19 protein-coding genes are annotated in these 13650 nt (G+C 68.7%); 11 read left to right on the top strand and 8 right to left on the bottom strand.

Annotation, left to right across the window (positions count from 1 at the left end; translation table 11 throughout):
- Positions 1-102 precede the first annotated feature (102 nt).
- The 4 genes from Amac_RS18285 to Amac_RS18270 all read right to left on the bottom strand — a co-directional run bounded on the left by Amac_RS18285 (position 103) and on the right by Amac_RS18270 (position 2644).
- The gene (locus tag Amac_RS18285) at positions 103-906 is read right to left on the bottom strand and encodes an inositol monophosphatase family protein (RefSeq protein WP_155355591.1); all 804 of its coding nucleotides are present in this window, start codon (positions 904-906) and stop codon (positions 103-105) included.
- Between the two features lie 76 nt (positions 907-982).
- On the bottom strand, positions 983-1501 hold the full coding sequence (locus Amac_RS18280) for a type II toxin-antitoxin system RelE family toxin (protein WP_155355590.1): 519 nt from the start codon (positions 1499-1501) through the stop codon (positions 983-985).
- Between the two features lie 2 nt (positions 1502-1503).
- Entirely contained in the window at positions 1504-1812 is a 309-nt protein-coding gene (locus Amac_RS18275; RefSeq protein ID WP_155355589.1) for a type II toxin-antitoxin system prevent-host-death family antitoxin, read from the bottom strand.
- Positions 1813-1930: 118 nt separating this feature from the next.
- Positions 1931-2644, bottom strand: coding sequence for a response regulator transcription factor (locus Amac_RS18270; protein WP_155355588.1), 714 nt, complete (start codon positions 2642-2644; stop codon positions 1931-1933).
- A 289-nt stretch (positions 2645-2933) separates the two neighbouring features.
- On the opposite strand from Amac_RS18270, the gene Amac_RS18265 reads away from it, so the two are divergent.
- The 9 genes from Amac_RS18265 (at position 2934) to Amac_RS18230 (ending at position 7491) form a co-directional block, all read left to right on the top strand.
- Entirely contained in the window at positions 2934-3182 is a 249-nt protein-coding gene (locus tag Amac_RS18265; RefSeq protein WP_155355587.1) for a MoaD/ThiS family protein, read from the top strand.
- 33 nt (positions 3183-3215) lie between these two features.
- Positions 3216-3899 carry an LmeA family phospholipid-binding protein gene (locus Amac_RS18260; RefSeq protein WP_170322546.1) on the top strand — a complete coding sequence of 228 codons (684 nt, stop codon included), beginning with the start codon at positions 3216-3218 and terminating at the stop codon, positions 3897-3899.
- Between the two features lie 31 nt (positions 3900-3930).
- Entirely contained in the window at positions 3931-4437 is a 507-nt protein-coding gene (locus Amac_RS18255; RefSeq protein ID WP_246268443.1) for a sigma-70 family RNA polymerase sigma factor, read from the top strand.
- Positions 4434-5252: an anti-sigma factor family protein gene (locus tag Amac_RS18250; protein WP_155355585.1), complete on the top strand. Its 819-nt coding sequence runs from the start codon at positions 4434-4436 to the stop codon at positions 5250-5252. The genes Amac_RS18255 and Amac_RS18250 overlap by 4 nt, the downstream gene beginning before the upstream one ends.
- A gap of 72 nt (positions 5253-5324) precedes the next feature.
- Entirely contained in the window at positions 5325-5768 is a 444-nt protein-coding gene (locus Amac_RS18245) for a TlpA family protein disulfide reductase (protein ID WP_155355584.1), read from the top strand.
- A gap of 32 nt (positions 5769-5800) precedes the next feature.
- The gene (locus tag Amac_RS57955; protein ID WP_373869571.1) at positions 5801-5878 is read left to right on the top strand and encodes a putative leader peptide; all 78 of its coding nucleotides are present in this window, start codon (positions 5801-5803) and stop codon (positions 5876-5878) included.
- 70 nt (positions 5879-5948) lie between these two features.
- The gene (locus Amac_RS18240) at positions 5949-6359 is read left to right on the top strand and encodes a DUF4395 domain-containing protein (protein WP_155355583.1); all 411 of its coding nucleotides are present in this window, start codon (positions 5949-5951) and stop codon (positions 6357-6359) included.
- Positions 6356-7195, top strand: a complete 840-nt coding sequence (locus Amac_RS18235) for a sulfurtransferase (RefSeq protein WP_155355582.1) — start codon at positions 6356-6358, stop codon at positions 7193-7195. Before Amac_RS18240 ends, Amac_RS18235 begins: the two co-directional genes overlap by 4 nt.
- Positions 7192-7491 (top strand): DUF1416 domain-containing protein, encoded by a 300-nt coding sequence (locus Amac_RS18230; protein WP_155355581.1) that lies wholly within the window; start codon positions 7192-7194, stop codon positions 7489-7491. Before Amac_RS18235 ends, Amac_RS18230 begins: the two co-directional genes overlap by 4 nt.
- A 30-nt stretch (positions 7492-7521) precedes the next feature.
- Here the strand turns inward: Amac_RS18230 and Amac_RS18225 are convergent, their stop codons facing one another.
- The gene (locus Amac_RS18225; RefSeq protein WP_246268442.1) at positions 7522-7992 is read right to left on the bottom strand and encodes a MarR family winged helix-turn-helix transcriptional regulator; all 471 of its coding nucleotides are present in this window, start codon (positions 7990-7992) and stop codon (positions 7522-7524) included.
- A gap of 90 nt (positions 7993-8082) precedes the next feature.
- Here Amac_RS18225 and Amac_RS18220 point away from each other — a divergent pair, with 90 nt between their 5' ends.
- Positions 8083-9369 (top strand): hypothetical protein, encoded by a 1287-nt coding sequence (locus Amac_RS18220; protein ID WP_155355580.1) that lies wholly within the window; start codon positions 8083-8085, stop codon positions 9367-9369.
- Here Amac_RS18220 and Amac_RS18215 read toward each other — a convergent pair.
- From Amac_RS18215 to Amac_RS18205, 3 genes are read right to left on the bottom strand one after another with little or no spacing between them, the layout of a single operon-like run.
- A complete protein-coding gene (locus Amac_RS18215; RefSeq protein WP_155355579.1) occupies positions 9311-10180 on the bottom strand; it encodes a hypothetical protein in 870 nt (289 codons plus the stop codon). The genes Amac_RS18220 and Amac_RS18215 overlap by 59 nt on opposite strands.
- Positions 10181-10191: 11 nt before the next feature.
- Positions 10192-10854, bottom strand: coding sequence for a DUF4352 domain-containing protein (locus Amac_RS18210; protein ID WP_155355578.1), 663 nt, complete (start codon positions 10852-10854; stop codon positions 10192-10194).
- Positions 10854-11519 (bottom strand): hypothetical protein, encoded by a 666-nt coding sequence (locus Amac_RS18205; RefSeq protein WP_155355577.1) that lies wholly within the window; start codon positions 11517-11519, stop codon positions 10854-10856. The genes Amac_RS18210 and Amac_RS18205 overlap by 1 nt, the downstream gene beginning before the upstream one ends.
- A 146-nt stretch (positions 11520-11665) precedes the next feature.
- Here Amac_RS18205 and Amac_RS18200 point away from each other — a divergent pair, with 146 nt between their 5' ends.
- On the top strand, positions 11666-13579 hold the full coding sequence (locus Amac_RS18200) for a hypothetical protein (RefSeq protein ID WP_155355576.1): 1914 nt from the start codon (positions 11666-11668) through the stop codon (positions 13577-13579).
- Positions 13580-13650: the final 71 nt, after the last annotated feature.

The raw sequence follows: 13650 nt of genomic DNA, 5'->3' as shown, positions 1-13650 counted from the left end.
CGGAGCTGAAGCACGCTGTCACGTTGTCCGGGGAACAGGCGGAGAAGGCCAAGGCTGCCCTGGAGGGCGCCGGCGTCACCGTCAAGTTAGGAAACGCGCGGGCTACCGATCGGGTGGGAGCTGGTTGCTGATGAGGTCCAGTAATGCGGCGTGCGTTTCCTGGTCGGCTGCCGCGATGAGTCCGCCTGCGCCGGTGTGCAGGGGCTGGCCGTGGATGCCGGTTACTACGCATCCGGCGGCCTGGCACAGCGCGATGCCGCTGGCGAAGTGCACGCTGTCGCGCAGATGCCCGTCGGTGACGTACGCGGCTCGGCGGCCGGCGGCGACCCAGGCCACCGCCAGGGTGGTGGAGACGACGCGCGCGTGGAAACGCTCGATGAACCCTGGGTCGGCGAGCAGGCGGGCCGCCTGGAAGGTCATTTCGTTCGGGAACGGTGGATCGAGGTTGACATCCACCAGTCGCGAGTCGGACGACGGTGTGAGTTCCTCGTCCACGCCGTCGCAGCGGACGTACGCTTGATCGCCATCCGTCCAGAACACCTCCCCGGCGAACGGGTCGGCTGAGGCCGCCACCGCGACGTCCGAGCCCACGCGCAGAGCCACGTTCACCGCGACCAGCATGTTCCGGGCGGCGTAGTTCAGCGTGCCGCACAGAGGGTCGACCAGCCACATGCGCTCCGCGCTGCCCGAGCCGGTACGTCCGCTCTCCTCACCCGTCACGGCATCCTCTGGCCGGGCGCCGCGGATGACGTCAAGGATGGTGTTCTCCGCTTCGATGTCAGCGGCCGTGGCGAAGTCACTCCCGGATTTCCAAAAGCGCTCCAGCGGCGCGCCATACCTGGCGTACACGACAGCAGCTCCTGCTTCCGCTGCCGTGCGGGCCAATTCCGCGTCTGTGATCAGCATGTGCGCCGCCTAGAGGTAGGTCCAAGAGATCAGATGTGCGGACGAACCGGATATCCCGCACCCCGCAGCGAGGCGGTTAACTTGGTTTCGCTCGGAATTCGGCCCAGAGGTCGACCGCTTGCTCAAGATCAAGGGCTGCGACGTCCTCGCGGGACATGCGAACTGTATAGATCAACCGATTGGCGAGCCAATCGGGAACGGGCTCTCGGGGAGGCGGTTCGTCGACGTGGAATTGGCCGGACAGCAGCGCCAACCGTTCGATGACCTGGCTGAGCCGCGCGAGTTCGGGACGATTACCGCCAGCCGCACGAACCCTGGCCGCCGCCTCCGCATACACCTCCGCGTCGGCGCGCTCGCCAACAGCCCACACCTCGCAAATCTCAACTGACTTGTCGTCCGCGATCCGGTAAACGACTCTCCAGGGGTTGCGCCCGACCACGAGCTTCCGATACCCGGTCAGCTCGCCTCCGAGCGGGTGGCCCGCCTCGGGATTGTCGAGGAGAAGAAGGATCTTCTTCAGTACCTTGGGCACCGCGTCCGGGCCGATCCTCCGTAGATCATCGATCGCCGGATCGGTGAAGACGACTTCGGACACGGTTACTCGTCGTCCGGGAGCGCGGCAAGGGACTCACGCGTATGCCCGAAAGCGGCAAGCACCTCATCGAACGAGGTTCGCTTTCCCGTGTCAGTGGCCGCCCTGGCCAGGACGAGCGCAAGATCCCTCAGGTCGGCCGCCGCCTCGTCCAGCTCAGCCAGCCGGCGGACACTCACCACGGCCGCCACCGGCTCATGCCGACGCGTCACCACCAGGTCAGCGCCCTGCTCCGCATCGGCCACCAAGCGAGCGACCCCTCGCTGGGCGGCTTCCGTAACACTCAGTTCGGTGGGGTCACGCAGGATCGCCATTCCTTAACTGTACAGGAATCTGTACAGACCTGAGCGATAACGGCCACCGCCCGCTATCCACGCCCCGCAGCAACGAAGAAGCCCCCGGAACCAGTTGATTTCGGGGGCTTTTCGATGATTAGCGGCGGGCTACTTCGGGGATTTCCGCGTGTTCGCCGCCTCGGTCCGGGACGAAGCGGTAACCCACGTTCCGTACGGTCCCGATCAGCGACTCGTACTCCGCGCCCAGCTTCGCGCGAAGGCGGCGCACGTGCACGTCCACCGTACGAGTGCCGCCGAAGTAGTCGTACCCCCACACCTCCTGCAGCAACTGCGCCCGGGTGAAGACCCGGCCGGGGTGCTGGGCGAGGTACTTGAGCAGCTCGAACTCCTTGAACGTGAGGTCCAGGGCGCGGCCGCGCAGGCGGGCGGTGTAGGTGGCCTCGTCGATGGCGAGGTCGCCGCTGCGGATCTCGTCGGGGACCTCCTCGGCGGCGGCCAGGGAGAGACGGCCGATGGCCATCCGCAGCCGGGCCTCGACCTCGGCGGGGCCGGCGCTGTCGAGGATGACGTCGTCGGCGCCCCATTCGGCGGTCATCGCCGCCAGGCCGCCCTCGGTCACGATGACCATGAGCGGGCAGTCGACTCCGGTCGTCCTGAGCAGGCGGCACAGGCTCTTGGCCTGGACGAGCTCGCGGCGGGCGTCCACCAGGATCGCGTCGGCGGGCGGCGCGTCGATGAGAGCCGAGCCCTCGGCGGGGGCGACCCGGACCGAGTGCAGCAGCAATCCGAGCGCGGGAAGCACTTCGGCCGAAGGTTCCAGGGCGTTGGTCAACAGAAGCAGGTTACTCAAGGGGCCTCCTCAGCACACGGCAGAGCGCGCCAGCTGAGCACCGCGCTGTGCATAATCACAGGCTCGCCTCCTCCATCCGCGTCGTTCACGGAGACCGCCGGTTGGCGAATCGCCGTACAAAACACGTAGGGACCTGGGGGGCTACATCGCCCAGGTCCCGTTGTCCGTAGATTAGCCCACAGCATGTTTGCGTCCAATGTGAGTCCACCGTGTGAACAACGCTTCACGTGGAGAATCACCGTAATCCTTTGCTCACATCGGGTGACGGATTCTGTGACGGGAGTGGCGTATGGCAACGGGAACCGTGCGTTTCTGGGCTGCGGCGAAGGAAGCGGCCGGGGTAGCCGAGGCAAGTTTTGACGCGGATACTTTGGGTGAACTTGTAACCAAAATCACACAAAATCCGGATCTGGCTAGGGTCGTGGGGAGGTGTTCGTTCCTGGTCGATGGCAATCCTGCCGGGACGCGGGATCCGTACACAGTGGACCTGCCCGAAGGGGCTGTCGTGGAGGTTTTGCCCCCCTTTGCCGGGGGCTAGTCTGGATCACAAAGCGTCCCCCGGAGGATCACGGTGCGGAAGATATTGGTGTCGGTCCTCCTGCTGGCCATCGTGCTGGTCGTTCTCGACCGGGTCGCGGTCGTCGGGGTGCAACGCGAGGTGGCCCGCCAGATCGAGGCGGCGTACGACCTGTCCGCCACCCCCACGGTCACCGTCAACGGCATCCCCTTCCTCACCCAGGCCATCGCCGGCCGCTACGAGGAGGTCACCATCGAGATGGGCGACATCACCCAGGAGGGTGTCTCCCTGTCCAGCGTCAACGCCACGCTGTACGGCGTGCAGGCCCCCCTCATGGACCTCATCCAGAACGCCGAATCCGTGGACCTGCGCGCGGAGCGCGTCACCGGTTCCGTCGTCGTCTCGTACAAAACCCTGGACGCCCGCGCCCCCCGCGGCATCAAGGTCAACGGCGGGAACAACAACACCGTCCAGATCTCCGGCAACCTCACCGTGCTCGGCCAGACCGTCCCCGTCACCGCCGACATGAAGGTCGCGCTGGTCAAGGACGCGATCCGGGTCACCCCGGAGAGCGTCAAGATCGCCGGCGGCGTGCCCGTGCCCAACGCGGAACGCCTGGTCTCCTTCACCATCCCGATCAAGGACCTTCCGCTCAACCTCAAGCTCACCAAGGTCAGCCCCACCGAGGCCGGCCTGCTGCTCCAGGGCACGGCCAGTGATGTTCCCCTCCGGAGTTGAACCAGGCGACCGGCCGGTACGTCTTGAAGATGTGAGTCCAGCCGGCACCGCAGACGAGGAGCTCGTCCGGGCTCTGTTCGACGACCACGCCGGGCCACTTTACGGCTACGTGGTGCGACTGACGGGCGACCCAGGCAGGGCGGAGGACATCGTGCAGGAGACGATCCTCCGGGCCTGGCGAAAGCCGGTGGCCGACCGCCCGGTCCGCGCGTGGCTGTTCACGGTCGCCCGCAACCTGGTGGTGGACCAGCACCGGGCCCGCAAGTCGCGCCCCCCGGAGACCGGCGACGACGCCCTGGCCGTGCTGCCCGCCGACGATGAACTGGACAAGGCCGTCGAATCATGGGCGATTGCTGAGGCGCTCGCGTCGCTCCGTACCGAACATCGAGAGGTGTTACTGGCCGTGTACTACGGAGGCCAGTCCGTGAAGGAGGCGTCGGAGTCCCTGGGCATCCCGCCTGGAACGGTCAAATCACGCACGTACTACGCGCTTCGCGCGCTCAAGCTTGCCCTGGAAGAACGGGGGCTGGCGCCATGACCTGTGAGGAAGTCCGCTTGTCCCTCGGTGTGTACGTGCTCGGCGCGCTCGACCCGGAGGAAGCGGCGGCCGTGGAGGCGCACCTGGACGTGTGCCCGGAGTGCGCCCAGGAGATGGCCGAGCTGTCCGGCCTGCCCACCATGCTCGGCCGGGTCAGCGCGGGCGACATCACGCTGGCCGCGCGCCCGCCCCGGGCGGTGCTCGACCGGCTGCTCGCCGCCTCGGCGAAGCGGCACAAGCGGTCCCGGCTGCTGCTCTCGCTGGCCGCCTCGATCGTGGTGGTCGCGGTGGGCGGTGCGGTGCTGTCGACGACGCTGAACTCGAGCCCGGAGACGAGCAGCGCGGCGGGAGCCGCGCCCGAGGCGGCCGCCCGTTCGTTGGCGCCGCAGGACGACGCCCTCGCGAGCAAGGTCGCGCCGGACGCCTCGCTCGCTCCTGACGTGATGTCCTCGCCGGAGATCCTGTCCCTGCCGCAGGACGATCCGATCCGGTTCGAGGGCAGAGCGGGAAAGGTCAGGCTGACGCTTGGCCTGGTCGCCGCGGAGGGCGGCACCCGGGTGGAGATCGAGCTGGCCGGCGTCCCGATCGGCACGGCCTGCCGCCTGGTCGCCGTCGATCGGCGGGGGACCGTCTCGCCGGTCTCCAGCTGGACGGTGAAGAAGGCCGACTACAGGGGCGGGAAGGCGCACCTGCCACCCGGCTCCTCGGAGTACCAGATCGAACAAATCGACCGCTTCGAGCTGATCACCCGGAGCGGGGAGCTCATCGTCGCCGTGCCCATCCCGCAGGACGGCGTGCCGACTCCCGCGTCGTGAGAGCCGTGTCTCACCGCGTGGTTAGGGAACCCCCGGGGAATTCCTCCCGGGGGTTCCTGGTTGCCGATGGGGATGAACGGTTTGGTGCTGCTCGGTGTGACGCTGGTCGCCGGGACGTTGCTGGGCTTGGTCCTGCGGCGCCGCGATGGCCGGTGGCGTGCGGCGAAGGTGAAAGAGGCCCGCGTGGACTTCGGTGAGCCGCTGGGGGAGCGGGCGACGCTGGTGCAGTTCTCGACCGCGTTCTGCGCGCCGTGCCGGGCCACCCGGCGGGTGCTCGGCGAGGTCGCCGGGATGGTCCCGGGCGTGCGGCACATCGAGATCGACGCCGAATCCCGGCTGGACCTGGTGCGCACCTTCGACGTGCTCCGCACCCCCACCACCCTCATCCTCGACAGTTCCGGAAATATCGTGAAAAGAGCTTCCGGGCTGCCCAGAAAAGCCGACGTCATCGCGGCGCTGGGCCTCGCCGTCCTCCCCAATGTGGACACAACGTCTCAACACGCGGACGGGAAGTGACAGATGGCGAGACGAAAGGTACTGTCGTGCACATGACTCCCACGACAGAGCTGCTCACGAAGCGGCGCGCGGTGGACTTCTGCCGCGTCGCCACCGCACTCTGTCGCTAGGCCTGAGGGTGATTCCCGCGGCGTCCCACACCACGCCGCAGTCGCGAAATCCCGTCAGGAGCATCCCACGATGCAGGTTGATCCCCGAGGCCTTCGCTTCGGCGCGGCCGTCACAACTCTGGTTCTCGCACTCGTCCTGATCACGGGCAGCCCCTGGCTGCTCGCCGCCCAGGCGGTGGTCTTCGCCCTCGGCGCCTTCGTCGCCGCACCGTATGTGCTTGTTTTCAAGCATTTCGTACGGCCAAGGCTGGGACCGCCAAGCGAGCTGGAGGACCCGGCGCCGCCCCGATTCGCGCAAGGCGTGGGCATGGCCTTCGCGTTGTTGGGCCTGATCGGTTTCGCGACCGGAGTCACTCCTCTGGCCCTGGGTGCGACAGCAGCGGCACTGCTGGCCGCCTTCCTCAACGCCGCCTTCGGCTTCTGCCTGGGCTGCGAAGTTTTCCTGATCATCCGCCGTCTACAACCTGGGAGAATTCAATGAGCCGCTCCGCCGCCCTGGTGGACGCCGACTGGGTGGAAGCCAACCTGGACACCCCGAACATTGTCCTGGTCGAGGTCGATGAGGATGCCAGCGCCTACGACAAGGGCCACATCCGTGGCGCGGTCAAGGTCGACTGGAAGCAGGACCTCCAGGACCCCGTCCGCCGTGACTTCGTCGACAAGGCGGGCTTCGAGGCCCTCCTCTCGGCCCGCGGCATCGGCAACGACGACACCGTGGTCCTTTACGGTGGCAACAACAACTGGTTCGCGGCTTACGCGTACTGGTACTTCAAGCTCTACGGCCACCAGGACGTCAAGCTCCTGGACGGTGGCCGCAAGAAGTGGGAGCTGGACTCCCGCGAGCTGGTCAAGGACGTGCCCGAGCGCCCGGCGACCAGCTACACCGCCACCGAGCAGGACCTGACCATCCGCGCCTTCCGCGACGAGGCCGTGGCCGCCATCGGCAAGCTGAACCTGGTCGACGTGCGCTCGCCCGACGAGTTCACCGGCCGCCTGCTGGCTCCCGCGCACCTCCCGCAGGAGCAGGCGCAGCGCGCCGGGCACATCCCGACCGCCCGTAACATCCCGTGGTCCAAGGCCGCGAACGACGACGGCACCTTCCGCTCCGACGACGAGCTCAAGGCGCTGTACGGCGAGGCGGGCGTCGACTTCGGCAAGGACACCATCGCCTACTGCCGCATCGGCGAGCGCTCCGCGCACACCTGGTTCGTGCTGCACGAGCTGCTCGACCAGGCCAACGTGAAGAACTACGACGGTTCGTGGACCGAGTACGGGTCGCTGGTGGGCGTCCCCGTGGAACTGGGAGAGGCCCGATGACAGTTCAGGGTTGCGCCGCGCCTGAGCAGACCGCGGCTCTGCCGGCCGGCATCGATCTGGCCACGCAGACCGTGATCCAGGGCGTCGTCTCCGGCGCCGGCACCGCGTACGCGCGGCTGCTCGACCACTCCGGTGAGTTCACCGGCGAGGTCGTCGTCTCCGACGAGGGCATCTTCCGCTTCTTCGCGGCCCCGGGCAACTGGACCGTCCGCATCATCGCGGGCGGCGGGGTCACCAAGGACATCGCGGTGGAGGCCAAGCTCGGCGAGGTCGCCCAGCTGGCCGTCGCCGTCTGATCCGCACGCTGAAGAGCCCGGCTTCCTGCTCTAGGGGGCCGGGCTTTTCGCGAGCTCGTCCAGAACGTCGATCAGCGCGTTCTCCGGCCCGGCCACGTGGAACACCTGCCGGTCGACGCCGTCCACGATCTCGGCCGCGCGCTCGGCCAGCCGCCGCCCCTCATCGGTGATCGCCAGTACTCGCCGCCGCTCCTCGGTGGGGTCGATCTCCCTGGTCAGCAGCCCCTTGACCTCCAGAACGCGGATCACCTGGCTGGTCATCATGTCGTCCACGGTCGCATGCTCGGCCAGCTCGCGCGGGGTCGGCCTGCGCCCCTGGTGATCGAACCACCACAGGTCCACCAGCAGCGCGAACTGCACATGCGAGAGCCCCACCACTTGCAGGGCCGCGTTGATCTCCCGCTGCCACCGCTGCGTGGCCCGCCACAGCAGAAAGCCGGGACTCCGCCCCGCGTCCGTGCCCACTCCGGCCCCCGATCCGTACGCCCTGCCGCGCATCATCGCATCAGCGACAGGCGAGACGAGAGCACCCCGATGGCCGGTTGTCGAAATTTGACCAACCCGGTAGGGCTCTTCGCTACCATAACGCGGATGTCCGAAACGTCCGTGATTGAGAGGGCGCCGTCAGCGTTCACGCTGCCGGTGCACACGTTCCGGCTGCTCCTGCGCTGTCTGCCCGGACTGGTGTTGTGGTTCGCGCTCGGCCGGCTGGTGCGCTGGGGCCTGATGTTCGCGGCGGCCCACCTCTCCTATGGTTCCTGGTACCAGGCCCGCCTGGTCGGCGTGCTGTTCCTGTTCACGCTGGTGGTCATGGTGTCGCTGGCCACCGTGGTCGGCATGCTCTACACGCTGCGCGAGGCGCTGCTGGAGACCCGGGCCCGCCGGGCCGCGGAAGAGGGCAAGGAATCGATCTTCGGCGCGCTCAACCGGACCGCGCTGGTCTTCGCCGGCCTCTACATGACCTGGGGTTTCGTCGACCAGGACCTGCGCGACTTCGAGAACGTCGACCGCGCCCTGATGCCGGACCGGGAGATCGCGGACCGGTTCGCCGGGCGGGAGAGCCAGCTCGGGGAGGGCCTGACCGCGCTGGACGTGCGCATCTCGCTGGCCGCCATGGTGGTGGCCTTCCTGCTGAAGACCTACTTCGGGCGGCGGCACGAGGCGAACGAGGGGCGGTTCTCCGGGATCCTCGCCACCTTCGGCGAACTGGCCTTCGTCTTCTACGGCCTGACCGCCACCGTCGCCCTGGTCAAGCTGCGGGCCGACTGGATCGGCAGCCGCGCCGCCGTCACCACCTGGCACGGCTGGACGGAGGAGGCCGGGAAGGTCATCCCCGGCTGGGATACCTTCTGGTCGGACGTCTGGCCGCTCATCCTGAGCGGGCTCGCGTTCCCGCTGGCCTGGCTCACCGTCGGCATCCTGGTGTACGGCGCGTACGCGGCGGACACCCAGACCACGATCAGGGGCACCCGGCTGGAGTCGGCCGCGGCCCGGGTGGAACGCACCCACAGCCTGACCCGGGCAACCCTGGGCAAGCTCACCGGCGGTTTCACCTCCCGCTGGATCCCGCTCCTGAACTCGCTCCGGATGACCGTCCGCGGCGGCGCGCCGCTGTTCGGCCTGTTCGCCCTGCTGTACGTGGGACTGCACATCGGGGGCGACTTCCTGGCCAGGGCGGGCGCCTACCTGACGGCGGGCGGCCCCTACCTCTGGATGGTCACCGACGTGCCGGTCTCCTTCGTGGTCGACCTGGTGGTCACCCTGGTCTCGATGGCCCTGATCGCCGCCACCTTCGACCTGGCCGCCACCCGGGACCGCGTCAGCGGAGGAAGCGCAGCACGTCCTGATCCGGCTCGTCCCGCTGCTCCGACTCCTTGAGCATGTCCTCCACCGACTGCCCGGGAACGCTCCGGTAGTTGCTCGGCCGCAGGTGCACCTCGACGGTGTCGGCCACGGCTGGCGGGACCACCGCGACCAGTTCCATCCGGTATGGCTGCCCGATCCGGTTGTCGGCCGTCTCCGGCGGGGTCTCGTCGCTCAGGGACTCGGTGCGCCAGGAACGCCCGGCGCCGTCGCGCAGGTCCACCTTGGGGGTGCCGTGCCGGATCGCGCCCTCGGCGTCCTGGGCGGTCCTGGTGATGACCAGCCGGACCCACTGCCTTTCCGGTAATTCGGGTTTGCCGGACGGATCGGGGATGCGTTCCACGCTCGCCTGCCAGGCGACATGGCGGAACTCGCCGGTGGCACCGGGCTGCACCACATGGACGATGTCTGCTTCTCCAGTTCCGTAGACGTAGGCCCGGTATCCGACATAGGTGGGAATGCCGACGGCGAGCAGCACCGCGAGAAAAGCGCCCGCACTGCGCAGGGCCACGCTCCTGCCCCGGCGCGGGGGCGCGGTGGGCTCAGGCGCGGGCTCAGGCGTGGGGATCGGCAGGGTCTGCGGCGGCAGCGGACGCCGCTCGGCCGCGACGATCGGGAATGGCTGGGTCGAGTACCCCTCGTCGTCCTCCGGGGGCGGCGGGGGTGGCGGCCAGACCTGCCGGTCCTGCGGGGGGATCCGTCGCCCGCGCAACGGCGGCGCCAGCGACGGCAGCGGCCCCGCGTAGGTGATGTCCAGGTCCGACGGCTGGGTCGGTGGTGGCACGAACCAGCCCCGCGTGTCGTCGCCGGAGTCCCGTCCGTCCATCACCCCTCCGCTCACGAACCCGCGCCGACCAATGAGTGAAACTCCTGCGCCTCGGCGGCCAGCTTCGCGGCGGCCGCGTCGGAGAGCCCGAGATCGATCTCCGCCTCGGGCGCGAACGTGTCCTCCACGAATGCGCTGCTCGGTGTCGTGATCACCAGCTTCGCCCCCGCCAGCGCCTCCTTCGGCACCTCGAAGACCAGCGGCCCGCTGATCCACCAGCCCGCCTGGAGCCATCTCCCGACCAAGGTCAGGCTCGAGTCCACCTTGTCGGTGGCCAGGTATCGCCTGCCGTCGCCGGAGTGCAGCCATACGTCGAACGAGCCCAGCTTCAGGGGTTCCTTGTCCACGGTGCCGGACACGTCCAGGACCAGGAACACGTGGCTGGTCTGCACCTTGGCCGTCTTGCCGGACACGTCCCTGGTGTCCACCGCCTTGGCGGCGGTCACCTTGCTCACCCGGGCGTTGAACCGGTCGGCGGACACGATCTGGCCGACGCTCCCGTGGCGGGTCAGGAACGATCCCTTCTGCTCGAACGGCATGGCCAGGCTCTGCGCGTACACGGCCGCGGCGGCGAGGGCGACGCCGAGGACGAACCGGCCTGTCCTGGTCAGGAAGGGCGCCTTCGCGGGAGCGGATTCGACGGCCGCGGCGGGCCGGACCTCGGTGGTCACCATCAGCCCTCCTCCGGGCGGACCGGCAGGGTCACCTGGGCGATCACGGCGGGTTCGACCGGGTCGTCCTCCTGACCGGCGCCCTGCGGCAGCTCGCGCTTGGGTGCGATCTGCCAGAGCTCGCGCTGGTCGCGGCGGCTGATCGTGGCCAGCACGAAGCCGCCCACGTCGATGGTGATCTGGGCGGGGGGCACGGCGCCGGGCTTGAGGTCGTAGCGGACCACCACGGTGTGGGTGATGCCGGGGTGCAGCTGGTGGCTCTGCACGCCGTACCCGAGCACGTAGGCCTGGGGCGCGTTGTCGGTCTCGATCGGCGGGGTGACCCGGAGCAGGGCATTGGCGAAGCCGCCGTGCCTGCGGACCTTGGGGCCGGGTTCGGGGACGAGGCCGACGTTCGTGGTCTCCTCGCCCATGTTGCGCACCTTGAGGATGAGTTCCACGGCCCGGGCCCCGTTTTCGGTCTTATCGACGGCCTTGAGAAACTGGGTCCGGAACAGCGACTGATCGACCACCACGCCCTGCGCGACGGCCGGTGGCCGCTCCTTGGGCACCTCGGCGAAGCCGCCGAAGCCCGCCGTCGCCCCCAGGCCCGACACCGAGATCAAGGCCGCGACCGGGACCAGGACCGGGCGCCGGCGTCGGGTGCCGCCACGAGGGGATGACGTCATGAGAATGGATGGTAGTACGCCCACATCAGAACCATCCGCCGCATTCGTCCCTATCTTTGGCCGGAAAGCCGTCCGAATAGCGAGAACCCTGCCCTGATAGGCGATCCAGCTCCTACGCTGTGACGCAGGGCGGACATGGAGGGCTCGTGGGCGACGCGCACCCGGAGCATGCCCAGCTTCAGGCGGATCGCATCTACCTGGGCTGGCAGTACGCTCTGCTGCACCCAGATCCCGGCCCGCCGCCCAAACGACCCGCCAGGGAAGACCTGGAACTCCCGGAGATCGATCCGGAATGGGTGCGCAAGGAGAAACTCCAGGAGGATCTGCTCAACCGCCCGGTCAAGTTATTCCGCACCTTCATGACCGGCCTCGCCGTGGTCTTCGTCCTGCTCGGCCTGGTCCGCCTGCTCGACTGGTCGTTCGTCGCCATGGGCCTGGTCGCCGCCGGCGGCGTCGCCGGGATCTGCTCGTACGCGATCCGCCAGGGCAACCGCGCCGTCCAGATCCGCGTCCAGGAACGCCAGGCCCGTACCGACAAGGAACGTGCCCGCAAGGACCGGGAGAACCTCGCCGCCCAGCAGGAGCACGCCGAGAAGTACCGCGAGTGGACCGAACGTAAGACCCTGTTCGACAAGCAGCTCAGCTGGTACGCGGTGGCCGTGCCCGACGAGATCGACCGGGTCGACGTGGCCGGCGGAACGCTCCCGGGCTGGTCCGCGCTGATCACCCTGATCGGCGCCACCCGCCTGTACAGCGGCGGCCACCTGACCGTGCTGGACCTGTCCGAGGGCGCGATCGCCAAGGACCTCATCGAGCTGGCCAAACGCGGCGGCGACGACCCGCTCGTCTGGGTGCTCCCCTCCGACCTGCCCAAGCTGGACCTCGGCGCCACGCTCAAGCCGGAGGCGTTCGCGGACGTGCTCGCGCACGTGGTCAGCGTCAGCGAGGAGACCAGCCGCGACATCGGCTTCGACAACGCCATCCTGGAACGTGTCCTGGAGGTCCTCGGCGACACCGCCACGATCAGCCAGGTGACGGCCGCGCTGCGGGCGCTGGCCCAGGTCGGGGATCCGCGCGACGACCTCAGGTTCGGGCTGCTCACCGCCACCCAGCTGGAACGGATCGGCACCCTGTTCGGCCGGGGCGTGGCCGACCGGGTGGTGATAGAGCGCGCCTGGGCGCTGGAGTCCCAGTTACGCAAGCTGGAGACGCTCGGCACCGAAGCCGTCCGGCTGCCGCCCGCCCGGCTCCGGGTGGTCAGCATGGACCGGCAGGCGGGCGTGTTCGGCAACCGGGTGCTCGGCACGTACGTGGCGACCGCGCTCACCCACATCCTGCGGCAGTCCCCGGCTTCGGAGCGGCCCTGGTATCACACGATCATCGTGGCCGGGGCGGACAAGCTCCGCGGCGACGTGCTCGACCGGCTGATGGACGCCTGCGAGACCTCGCAGACCGGGCTCGTGCTGACCTATCGCAGCCTCACGGCGACGGTCAGGGAGCGGCTCGGGCGGGGGCACGCGGCGGTGGCGTTCATGCGATTAGGCAATGCCGAGGACGCCCGGGTGGCGAGCGAGCATGTGGGGACCGAGCATCGGCTGGAGCTGGCCCAGCTCACCGAGTCGGTGAGTTCTGCGGTCAATGGGGGTAGCGGGGTCTACACCTCGACTGTGGGCGCGAGCCGTACCGAATCGGAGCCGAAGGACCGGGGGGACCTGCGGGCCGGGATCACCGAATCCACTGAATGGGGGCGCAATGCGGGAACGGTCACGGAAGGGGTTATGCATCGTTCCAGGGAGTTCCTGGTCGAACCCCACCAGTTGCAGCAGCTGCCGACCACGTCGGTGATCGTCACGCACGCGACCGCGGACGGCAGGGAGGTCCGGCTCGCTGACGCGAATCCGGCGATCCTCACCTTTCCCAAGACGACGTTGCAGGAGGTTCGGGCGATCCGGCCGTCCACGACGACGCTGCCACCGGTGGAGGCGCTGGATGAGGACGCGCCGCCGCCCAATCTGGGGCCGCCGCCTCCTCGGCTGGATTGGCGCAAGCCGGGGCGCTGATCGTCTATAGGCACGGTAACGGGTTCGCCAACATGGGCGTGGGACCATGATCAGCAAAGCACCTTGAGAGC

Origin of the sequence: Acrocarpospora macrocephala, assembly GCF_009687865.1 — a bacterium.
GTDB lineage: Bacteria > Actinomycetota > Actinomycetes > Streptosporangiales > Streptosporangiaceae > Acrocarpospora > Acrocarpospora macrocephala.
Note: the sequence above shows the minus strand (reverse complement) of the source record. Positions and strands in the feature narration are given on the sequence as shown.

Coding starts and splice junctions, on each gene's coding strand:
- Amac_RS18285 (WP_155355591.1), bottom strand. CDS start 906: ATGCTGATCACAGACGCGGAATTGGCCCGCACGGCAGCGGAAGCAGGA.
- Amac_RS18275 (WP_155355589.1), bottom strand. CDS start 1,812: ATGGCGATCCTGCGTGACCCCACCGAACTGAGTGTTACGGAAGCCGCC.
- Amac_RS18265 (WP_155355587.1), top strand. CDS start 2,934: ATGGCAACGGGAACCGTGCGTTTCTGGGCTGCGGCGAAGGAAGCGGCC.
- Amac_RS18250 (WP_155355585.1), top strand. CDS start 4,434: ATGACCTGTGAGGAAGTCCGCTTGTCCCTCGGTGTGTACGTGCTCGGC.
- Amac_RS18245 (WP_155355584.1), top strand. CDS start 5,325: ATGAACGGTTTGGTGCTGCTCGGTGTGACGCTGGTCGCCGGGACGTTG.
- Amac_RS57955 (WP_373869571.1), top strand. CDS start 5,801: ATGACTCCCACGACAGAGCTGCTCACGAAGCGGCGCGCGGTGGACTTC.
- Amac_RS18240 (WP_155355583.1), top strand. CDS start 5,949: ATGCAGGTTGATCCCCGAGGCCTTCGCTTCGGCGCGGCCGTCACAACT.
- Amac_RS18235 (WP_155355582.1), top strand. CDS start 6,356: ATGAGCCGCTCCGCCGCCCTGGTGGACGCCGACTGGGTGGAAGCCAAC.
- Amac_RS18230 (WP_155355581.1), top strand. CDS start 7,192: ATGACAGTTCAGGGTTGCGCCGCGCCTGAGCAGACCGCGGCTCTGCCG.
- Amac_RS18225 (WP_246268442.1), bottom strand. CDS start 7,992: ATGATGCGCGGCAGGGCGTACGGATCGGGGGCCGGAGTGGGCACGGAC.
- Amac_RS18220 (WP_155355580.1), top strand. CDS start 8,083: ATGTCCGAAACGTCCGTGATTGAGAGGGCGCCGTCAGCGTTCACGCTG.
- Amac_RS18215 (WP_155355579.1), bottom strand. CDS start 10,180: ATGGACGGACGGGACTCCGGCGACGACACGCGGGGCTGGTTCGTGCCA.
- Amac_RS18210 (WP_155355578.1), bottom strand. CDS start 10,854: ATGGTGACCACCGAGGTCCGGCCCGCCGCGGCCGTCGAATCCGCTCCC.
- Amac_RS18205 (WP_155355577.1), bottom strand. CDS start 11,519: ATGACGTCATCCCCTCGTGGCGGCACCCGACGCCGGCGCCCGGTCCTG.